The 9444-nt window shown below is 50.3% G+C and carries 8 protein-coding genes; 4 read left to right on the forward strand and 4 right to left on the reverse strand.

Features of this window, described 5'->3' with window-relative positions; all coding sequences use genetic code 11:
* The first annotated feature begins 39 nt into the window (after nt 1-39).
* Genes eptA through pmrB form a run of 3 tightly spaced genes read left to right on the forward strand, consistent with a single transcriptional unit; the run spans nt 40 to nt 3449 of the window.
* Nucleotides 40-1683: a phosphoethanolamine transferase EptA gene (gene eptA, locus D9597_RS05350; protein WP_130221798.1), complete on the forward strand. Its 1644-nt coding sequence runs from the start codon at nt 40-42 to the stop codon at nt 1681-1683.
* Nucleotides 1680-2348, forward strand: coding sequence for a two-component system response regulator BasR (basR, locus tag D9597_RS05355; protein WP_064525700.1), 669 nt, complete (start codon nt 1680-1682; stop codon nt 2346-2348). The genes eptA and basR overlap by 4 nt, the downstream gene beginning before the upstream one ends.
* Complete coding sequence (pmrB, locus tag D9597_RS05360) at nt 2349-3449, forward strand: two-component system sensor histidine kinase PmrB (protein WP_165383529.1); 1101 nt, start codon at nt 2349-2351, stop codon at nt 3447-3449.
* Here the strand turns inward: pmrB and pmrR are convergent.
* The 4 genes from pmrR to crfC all read right to left on the reverse strand — a co-directional run bounded on the left by pmrR (nt 3425) and on the right by crfC (nt 8497).
* Nucleotides 3425-3514, reverse strand: a complete 90-nt coding sequence (gene pmrR, locus D9597_RS05365) for an LpxT activity modulator PmrR (protein WP_074399408.1) — start codon at nt 3512-3514, stop codon at nt 3425-3427. The genes pmrB and pmrR overlap by 25 nt on opposite strands.
* A 114-nt stretch (nt 3515-3628) precedes the next feature.
* The gene (gene proP / locus D9597_RS05370; protein WP_130216781.1) at nt 3629-5131 is read right to left on the reverse strand and encodes a glycine betaine/L-proline transporter ProP; all 1503 of its coding nucleotides are present in this window, start codon (nt 5129-5131) and stop codon (nt 3629-3631) included.
* Nucleotides 5132-5393: 262 nt separating this feature from the next.
* Entirely contained in the window at nt 5394-6272 is an 879-nt protein-coding gene (locus D9597_RS05375) for a diguanylate cyclase regulator RdcB family protein (protein WP_130221799.1), read from the reverse strand.
* The gene (gene crfC / locus D9597_RS05380; RefSeq protein ID WP_130221800.1) at nt 6269-8497 is read right to left on the reverse strand and encodes a clamp-binding protein CrfC; all 2229 of its coding nucleotides are present in this window, start codon (nt 8495-8497) and stop codon (nt 6269-6271) included. Before crfC ends, D9597_RS05375 begins: the two co-directional genes overlap by 4 nt.
* Before the next feature lie 397 nt (nt 8498-8894).
* Between crfC and D9597_RS05385 the strand changes: the two genes are divergently transcribed.
* Nucleotides 8895-9230 (forward strand): zinc ribbon domain-containing protein YjdM, encoded by a 336-nt coding sequence (locus tag D9597_RS05385; protein ID WP_001300891.1) that lies wholly within the window; start codon nt 8895-8897, stop codon nt 9228-9230.
* Nucleotides 9231-9444: the final 214 nt, after the last annotated feature.

Raw genomic sequence — 9444 nt, forward strand, 5'->3', positions numbered from 1 at the left:
TGCGAACATATGCGCACTTTGTTCGATGGAAACACCGTGATGTTGAAGCGCCTTCTAAAAAGACCCTCTTTGAATTTACTCGCCTGGCTATTGCTGGCTGCTTTTTATATCTCTATCTGCCTGAATATTGCCTTTTTTAAACAAGTGTTGCAGGCGTTACCGCTGGATTCACTGCATAACGTACTGGTTTTCTTATCAATGCCAGTCGTCGCGTTTAGTGTGATGAATATTGTTCTGACACTAGGCTCTTTCTTATGGATTAATCGCCCGCTGGCATGTCTGTTTATTCTGGTCGGCGCGTCGGCGCAATATTTCATCATGACTTATGGCATCGTCATCGACCGCTCGATGATTGCCAATATTATTGATACCACTCCGGCAGAAAGTTATGCGCTGATGACACCACAAATGTTATTAACGCTGGGGTTAAGCGGCGTACTTGCGGCGCTGATAGCCTGCTGGATTAAAATTAAACCCGCCAACTCGCGCCTGCGCAGTGTTCTTTTCCGTGGGGCCAATATCCTGATTTCTGTGCTGCTGATTCTGCTGGTCGCCGCGCTGTTTTATAAAGACTACGCCTCGCTGTTTCGCAACAACAAACAGCTGGTGAAATCCTTAAGCCCGTCTAACAGCATTGTCGCCAGCTGGTCATGGTATTCCCACCAGCGACTGGCAAATCTGCCGCTGGTGCGCATTGGTGAGGATGCTCACCGCGCCCCGTCAATGCAAAATGAAAAACGTAAAAATCTGACCATTTTGATCGTCGGCGAAACTTCGCGGGCGGAGAACTTCTCGCTCAACGGTTACCCGCGTGAAACTAACCCACGGCTGGCGAAAGATAACGTGGTCTATTTCCCCAATACCGCGTCTTGCGGCACGGCAACGGCAGTTTCAGTGCCATGCATGTTCTCGGATATGCCGCGTGAGCATTACAAGGAAGAACTGGCGCAGCATCAGGAAGGTGTTCTGGATATCATCCAACGGGCGGGCATTAATGTACTGTGGAATGATAACGATGGCGGCTGTAAAGGCGTCTGCGACCGCGTGCCTCACCAGAACGTCACTGCGCTGAACTTGCCTGGTCAGTGCATCAACGGCGAATGCTATGACGAGGTGCTGTTCCACGGGCTGGAAGAGTACATCAATAATCTGCAAGGTGATGGCGTGATTGTCTTACACACCATCGGCAGCCACGGCCCGACCTATTACAACCGCTATCCGCCGCAGTTCAGGAAATTTACCCCCACTTGCGACACCAACGAGATCCAAACCTGCTCGAAAGAACAACTGGTAAACACTTACGACAACACGCTGGTCTACGTCGACTATATTGTTGATAAAGCGATTAATCTGCTGAAAGAACATCAGGATAAATTTACCACCAGCCTGGTTTATCTTTCTGATCACGGTGAATCGTTAGGTGAAAATGGCATCTATCTGCACGGCCTGCCTTATGCCATCGCCCCGGATAGCCAAAAACAGGTGCCAATGCTGCTGTGGCTGTCGGAGGATTATCAAAAGCGGTATCAGGTTGACCAGAACTGCCTGCAAAAACAGGCGCAAACGCAGCACTATTCACAAGACAATTTATTCTCAACGCTGTTGGGATTAACCGGTGTTGAGACGAAGTATTACCAGGCCGCGGATGATATTCTGCAAACTTGCAGGAGAACGACTGAATGAAAATTCTAATTGTTGAAGACGATACACTGTTATTGCAGGGATTGATTCTGGCGGCGCAAACGGAAGGCTACGCCTGTGATGGCGTCACGACCGCGCGGATGGCAGAACAAAGCCTTGAAGCCGGTCATTACAGCCTGGTGGTACTGGATTTAGGGTTACCTGACGAAGATGGACTGCATTTTCTCGCCCGTATCCGGCAGAAAAAATACACCCTGCCGGTGCTGATCCTCACCGCCCGCGACACTCTGACCGACAAAATCGCCGGGCTGGATGTCGGGGCTGACGACTATCTGGTGAAGCCTTTTGCGCTGGAAGAGTTACACGCCCGCATCCGCGCCCTGCTGCGACGCCATAATAATCAGGGCGAAAGTGAGCTGATTGTTGGCAACCTGACGCTGAATATGGGCCGCCGTCAGGTATGGATGGGCGGTGAAGAACTGATTCTGACGCCGAAAGAATATGCTCTGCTGTCACGGTTGATGCTCAAGGCAGGCAGCCCCGTGCATCGGGAAATTCTCTACAACGACATCTATAACTGGGACAACGAACCCTCGACTAACACCCTGGAAGTGCATATCCACAACCTGCGCGATAAAGTGGGTAAGTCGCGCATCCGTACCGTACGCGGTTTTGGCTATATGCTGGTCGTAAATGAGGAGAACTAATTGAATCTGATGCGTTTTCTGCGCCGACCAGTATCGCTGCGCCAAAGGCTGATATTGACCATCGGGGCCATTCTGCTGGTGTTTGAACTGATCAGCGTCTTCTGGCTATGGCATGAAAGTACCGAGCAGATTCAGCTATTTGAGCAGGCGTTACGCGACAATCGCAACAACGACCGCCACATCATGCGTGAGATCCGCGAAGCGGTTGCCAGCCTGATTGTCCCCGGCGTGTTTATGGTCAGCCTGACGCTATTCATCTGCTATCAGGCGGTACGGCGCATCACCCGTCCGCTGGCGGAGTTGCAAAAAGAGCTGGAAGCGCGTACCGCCGACAACTTAACGCCCATTGCCATTCACAGTGCCACCCTCGAAATCGAATCGGTGGTTTCGGCGTTGAACGATCTGGTCAGTCGCCTGACCAGCACGCTGGATAACGAAAGGTTGTTTACCGCTGACGTCGCGCACGAACTGCGAACGCCACTGGCGGGGGTGCGTTTGCATCTGGAACTGCTGGCGAAAACGCATCACATTGATGTAGCGCCGTTAGTGGCGCGGCTTGATCAGATGATGGAGAGCGTCTCCCAGTTGTTACAACTGGCGCGTGCGGGTCAGTCATTTTCATCCGGTAATTATCAGCATGTAAAACTGCTGGAAGATGTCATTCTGCCCTCGTATGACGAGTTAAGTACCATGCTCGACCAGCGTCAGCAAACCTTGCTGTTGCCAGAAAGCGCCGCCGACATCACCGTTCAGGGTGATGCAACCCTGCTGCGGATGCTATTGCGAAACCTGGTAGAAAACGCCCATCGTTACAGCCCACAAGGCAGCAACATCATGATTAAGCTGCAAGAAGATGGCGGTGCGGTAATGGCGGTTGAAGATGAAGGGCCAGGTATTGATGAGAGTAAATGCGGGGAGTTAAGCAAAGCGTTTGTACGAATGGACAGCCGTTATGGCGGAATTGGTCTGGGATTAAGTATTGTCAGCCGCATCACGCAGTTACATCACGGGCAGTTTTTCCTGCAAAACCGGGAAGAAACCTCCGGCACGCGTGCCTGGGTACGGCTGAAGAAAGATCAGTACGTGGCAAACCAGATATAGAGAAAGCTGCTGACTACCAGCACGCTGAACACGGTAGTTAAACGTTCATAAATACGGTTTTTCATTGCACTCTCCTCCGTTAACCTGGAGGAGAGTATGCGCGTCAGAGATTAAGTGAACCTTAAGAGTTCGGTTGCAGGCCTGATAAGACAGCGTCGCATCAGGCCATCCATTTCAGATTACTCATCAATACGCGGATGTTGCTGCACCAGGCGAGAACGTTTCGCCTGCAAATCAGCAATCTCATGGTCAATATCCTCGATTTTTTGCTCAATATTATCGTAATGCTCGACAAGAATTTCCTTCGCTTCCTGTAAATCTGACGCCGCTGGCGTCGCGCCTTTCAATGGCTGATTCGCCGTCTCTTTCATGGTTACGCCGGTGATTAAACCAACCACCGCCACGACCATCAGATAATAGGCGGGCATCATCAGATCCTGCGAGCTTTCGACCAGCCAGGCCGCCAGCGTTGGCGTCAGACCGGCAATCAGCACCGAAATATTAAATGCCGCCGCCAGCGCACTGTAACGGATATGCGTCGGGAACATCGCTGGCAACGTTGAGGCCATAACACCCGTAAAGCAGTTAAGGATCACTGCCAGCATCAACAACCCGGCGAAAATCAGGCCGATGATATTACTGTTAATCAGGATGAACGCCGGGATCGCCAGCGCAAACAGCGCAACACTACCGAGGATCACAAACGGACGACGGCCAAAACGGTCACTTAGCAAGCCCATCACCGGTTGAACAAACAGCATACCGATCATAATGGCGATAATAATCAGCACTCCGTGGTCTTCGGAGTAGTGCAGGTTATGCGACAAATAACTCGGCATATAGGTCAGCAGCATGTAGTAAGTGACGTTGGTGGCAATCACCAGGCCAATACACGTCAACAGACTGCGCCAGTGTTTGGTGGCAATCTCTTTAAACGAGACTTTCGGACCATCCTGCAGACCTTCCCGGTCGCCCTGCTCCAGTTTCTCAACATGTTGCTGGAAAGCCGGCGTCTCTTCCAGCGCATGGCGCAAGTAAAGCCCGATAATCCCTAAAGGCAGAGCGATAAAGAACGGAATACGCCAGCCCCAGTCGAGGAAGTTTTCTTCACCGACGATGGTCGAAATTAACACCACCACGCCCGCACCCAGCACAAACCCGGCAATAGAGCCGAAATCCAGCCAACTGCCCATAAAGCCGCGTTTACGGTCAGGGGAGTATTCCGCAACAAATATCGACGCCCCGGTATATTCGCCCCCCACCGAGAATCCTTGCGCCATCTTACAGATCAACAACAGAATCGGTGCCCAAATACCAATAGAGGCATAGGACGGTATTAAGCCAATACAGAACGTACTGATCGACATAATCACAATGGTGATCGCAAGGATCTTCTGGCGACCATATTTATCGCCCAACATACCGAAGAAGAGCCCGCCAAGCGGTCGAATCAGAAAGGGAACGGAGAAGGTGGCAAGTGCAGCAACCATCTGCACGCTGGGGTCAGCCCCCGGGAAAAAGACCTTACCTAACGCGTAGGCAACAAAACCATAAACACCAAAATCGAACCATTCCATTGCATTACCCAGCGATGCTGCGGTAATGGCTTTGCGCAGTTTACCGTCATCAATAATAGTGACGTCACGAAGGGTAATCGGTTTTACTTTTTTCCTTTTCAGCATAGCTTTCCTCGCAGAGTAAGCCCATTTCCGCACACGTCAGGCAAATAACGTGGCGCCCGCAAAAGGGAAGCGGGAATTGCAGGGTGCAATCTCTGTAACAAGCGTAGCGGGTTTACTTACACGTTCCGATTAAGAATTGTACAACCAAACCAGTTGACGCCTGAATTGGGCAGTTAATGACCTTTTTACCCTACCAGCGTTTAAATTTGTGATCAACTTCACATATGAATTTCGTTAAACACCCACCAACGTAACTAATTATTTACACATGATTTACAGAGAAGATTTCCTCGACCATGGCCTCCACCAGACGTTGTGCTGAACAGAGCCGTGGCATCCCTACCGCGACAGTTTGCCAACGTTGGGTCACCGACCAGCAAACGGGCTGTTTATCTGCATCGGACCACTTACCCAACCAACCTAAAAAGTCAGCATGTTCCCCACCGCTTAGAGCTGTCGATGATGTGAACCACTGGTGGTAATAATGACGAGTAGTCGGTGCTGCGTTGATACTTTCAGCCAGATATTGCGTCGCTTTTACGCGCAAATCACCAAGCAACAACGCTGCCGCTTGCGGACTTCCCAGACGGCAGGCATCGCCAAACGCCCCCCAACGCAGTTCTTCCAGAACGATGAAACAACGTCCAGGCAGCGACCAACTGTCATACGCACCGGCATGCCAGCGAGTAAAAATTTGCTCGCTCTGTTCGCCCGCCTGCACCAGTAACCCTCGTTGCGTTAAGGCTTTTTCCTTCCAGTGACAACGAGCGGAAAACCACTCAAATAAAGCGGTAATTTGCTGCTGGAGCTCCGGGAAAGCGGATTGTGGGCGGAGATTCCTTTTTTGCAGTAACGCCAGATATTGTACGATCTGTGTCAACGCCAGATGACCGGGGTCAAGCATTGCCGCCAGTTTTTCCACCAATGCCAGGCGTAGACTAAGCGGCGCATTTAACATTCCGGCATTCGCCCACGTCTGAAGCTGTGTGCGAGCAAGGATCTCCTGCATCAGTCGTTCACGAAACTGCTGCTGATGGGCTTGCGGATGGCGAGTATCATCGCCCAGCGCCAGATCCACTAAAAAGCGGGGATGAACCGACTCCAGCACGCGACCTGGGCCGTCCAGTAACGTCTTTGTCAATACTGTTCTGCCGTGAAAAGAGTTTGAATATCATCGCGTAACAACTGAGAGTCCGTATAAATCCAGCCGTGTGTTGTTGCAGTCTGCTGCAATTGCTGCTGCATAATTTTCACCACGGATTCATTTTGCTGTCGCAAAGCCAGACTTTCGCGTAAACGCGTGTGTAATTCCGTCAAACATACAGCGAAATCAGCGAAAAATGTGCTCATTCCTGCCGTGACAGAATCATCGACCTGAACCGCTAAAACTTTAGCCATTTGTTGGCAATAGAGGTCAATTTCTTCGGTTAACGTACGTTGTAGCACACTGTAATCAACGGTCTTCGTCGGGGATTTATCACTACTCCGTCCCCAGTCTGGTTGATTCAACCAGCGCGAGAAAGTCTCACGTACAACACCTAAACGGGTGACCTGCTCATCCGGTATTTCCTGGAGTGATATTGCATCGCTGAATAGCTGGCGAGTATTGAAGTGGGGAACCACACTGCGAAAAACAGGAAACTCAAATCCAGGGCGAAACCCAGACTCACTCAATGCCACTTTAACCCGTTGTTCAATGGGACGAATAACATCGGTTAGTACCCGGCAAAGGGTTGATTCGAGTTCAGCAAAACGCAGCGTGAAATCCCGGCTGATTTGGGTCTGTGCCGTCTGTAACAGTGTCTCGCAGCGAGTACGAATCTCGCTTAATGGCCACGAATCATGTTGAAACAGCACGGCTAACTGGGCATTCACCTGCTCTTGCTGCTGACGTAAAAAGTCGTTGGCTGATGCCAGGGCCAGCTCTATTTCATGTTGAATCTCACCGCTCACCTGCGTCTGATTGAGTTGCAATAGCTGCAAATTTTCTTCGAGTTGGTGGATATTTTGCCGCAATAGCTCGCAGGCGACAGTCAGGCCGTGGGCGCGAAAATCAAGGTACTCCCGCGCCTGCTGGGCGTAATTCAACAATTTATGCGAGGCAGAACGCAGAGCGTACAACGACGCGTTGGCATACGCGGCATGAAGCAACGCCTGCACCGGCTGTTCAAATAACGAGTCTTCCCACAATTGCTCAACTGCATGGCGAATATGGTCGATATCCTCCAGATCCGCGTTACACCAGCGCCTGCCGAGCGCCGCATGAGCAAAATCCTCCACCCAGCGTTGCTGTTGAGGATCGGGCAACCTGCCGCTGCTGGCTAACTCATGGCGCGCCCGATTCGCCAGATAGCCCCACATCGACGATACCGGAAATATCTGCCCTGGCGTAACACAGCCTTTCATCAACGTCCCGGAAATCAGCGCCCGCACCTGTTCGGCATCGTCGCTGTTACGATCCTGCTGATCGAATTTATTGACCAATACATACAGCGGTACTGACTTGCCGACGGCCATAACCGCCGCGCGCACCTCTTCATCGGAGATCGATTTCAGTTGCGTATAATCCATCACCGCCAGCACCGCAGAAGCGCGCGCCAGCTGCTCATTAAGCATTTGTTGCAGATGTGGTTGTCCGGCTTCGTTTGGCCCGGGAGTATCCAGTAATGTTAACTGCCCCGGATAACTTTCCAGTCCCGCCAGATGGACGAACTCCACTTCAATCACCGGAATATGTTCAATGGCGGCGTAAGCAGAAAAAGGAAAATCAACGTCCAGCGCTTTCGCCATGCGCACCAAATCATTCAAACTTTTCAGACAATGAAAAATAGGCTGGGCGCCCAGGTAATATTTTTCGAAAGCGACGCCATTTTCGATCCGCTGCATAAGTGCACGCATATCTTTATCTATTTCCAGCAGATCGGTCAGATGCTTAATATCGTAATCACGCAGGCGCTGTTGTAATTGTTGGATTAAACGGTCAATTGGCGCGACATGTGAAAAATGCAGCACGGGTTCTTTTTGCCCCGGCGTATGGCGAATAAGCGTTGGCAGCGCAGTCATAGGGCGATTGCGATTAGGAAGAACTTCAGTGCCAACAATGGCATTAATGGTGGTTGATTTCCCTGCTTTCATAGTGCCGACAATCGCCAGCACCATTTCCAGACGGGAAATTTTACGCAGCTCATTATTCAGCATCGCGTGGCGCTCGACGATATTATGCTGACTCCAGGGTAAAGTCAGAGGCGGCGCCACTTCTCCAGGTACAGTGAGAGGCATTTTTTCCAGTAACTGCAACTGTTGTCGGGAAAGCAGTAACAGACGTTCCGCCTCCTGACTTAACTCATATATTGTCTGTGTGCACATGGAAAGTTCTTCCTTAAAGCAAATTTTATTACTTTTATTTAGCCAGATCGTTTTTTAGTTCTGTTTTCGGCTTTTATAATTACTGCGGGAAATAATTTATATTTAATTTGTTGTTTTTATTAGAATGACGAAGTCTCTTCCGACACGTTTAAAAGTCAGAAAGATAAAAAACAATTAAATTAAAAAAAGAACAAGAATAAAGTTAACCTTATCTCAAATAATAAACTGAGGCAAAAAGATTATTTTCTTTTTGCCTTCTCTTTCAAATGAAAACGATCGTCGTCTAAAATCAGCAGTACCCCCGACAAACTCAGGGATTTTGTGTATAATTGCGGCCTTTTTCGGCAATCTGCCGTTTTTTGGCGCTTTTGCCCCGCTGACTTTTGAGGAAAACCACATGTCATTACCACACTGCCCAAAATGCAACTCCGAATACACTTACGAAGATAACGGCATGTACATCTGCCCGGAATGTGCCTACGAATGGAACGACGCAGAACCTGCACAGGAAAGTGACGAGCTGATCGTTAAAGATGCTAACGGCAACCTGCTGGCTGACGGCGACAGCGTTACCATCATTAAAGATCTGAAGGTGAAAGGTAGCTCTTCGATGCTGAAGATCGGCACCAAAGTGAAAAACATCCGCCTGGTTGAAGGCGACCATAACATCGATTGCAAAATCGACGGTTTTGGTCCGATGAAACTGAAATCTGAGTTTGTGAAAAAGAACTGATTGTATTGCTCAATGTAATATTGGCACATGATCCGTAGGCCGGATAAGGCGTTTACGCCGCATCCGGCAACGGTGCCGACTGCCTGATGCGACGCTTGCGCGTCTTATCAGGCCTACAAATTCCCGCACCCTCCGTAGGCCGGATAAGGCGTTTATGCCACATCCGGCAACGGTGCCAACTGCCTGATGCGACGCTTGCGCGTCTTATCAGGCC

The organism is Escherichia sp. E13S3 (genome assembly GCF_004212325.1).
Taxonomy (GTDB): domain Bacteria; phylum Pseudomonadota; class Gammaproteobacteria; order Enterobacterales; family Enterobacteriaceae; genus Escherichia.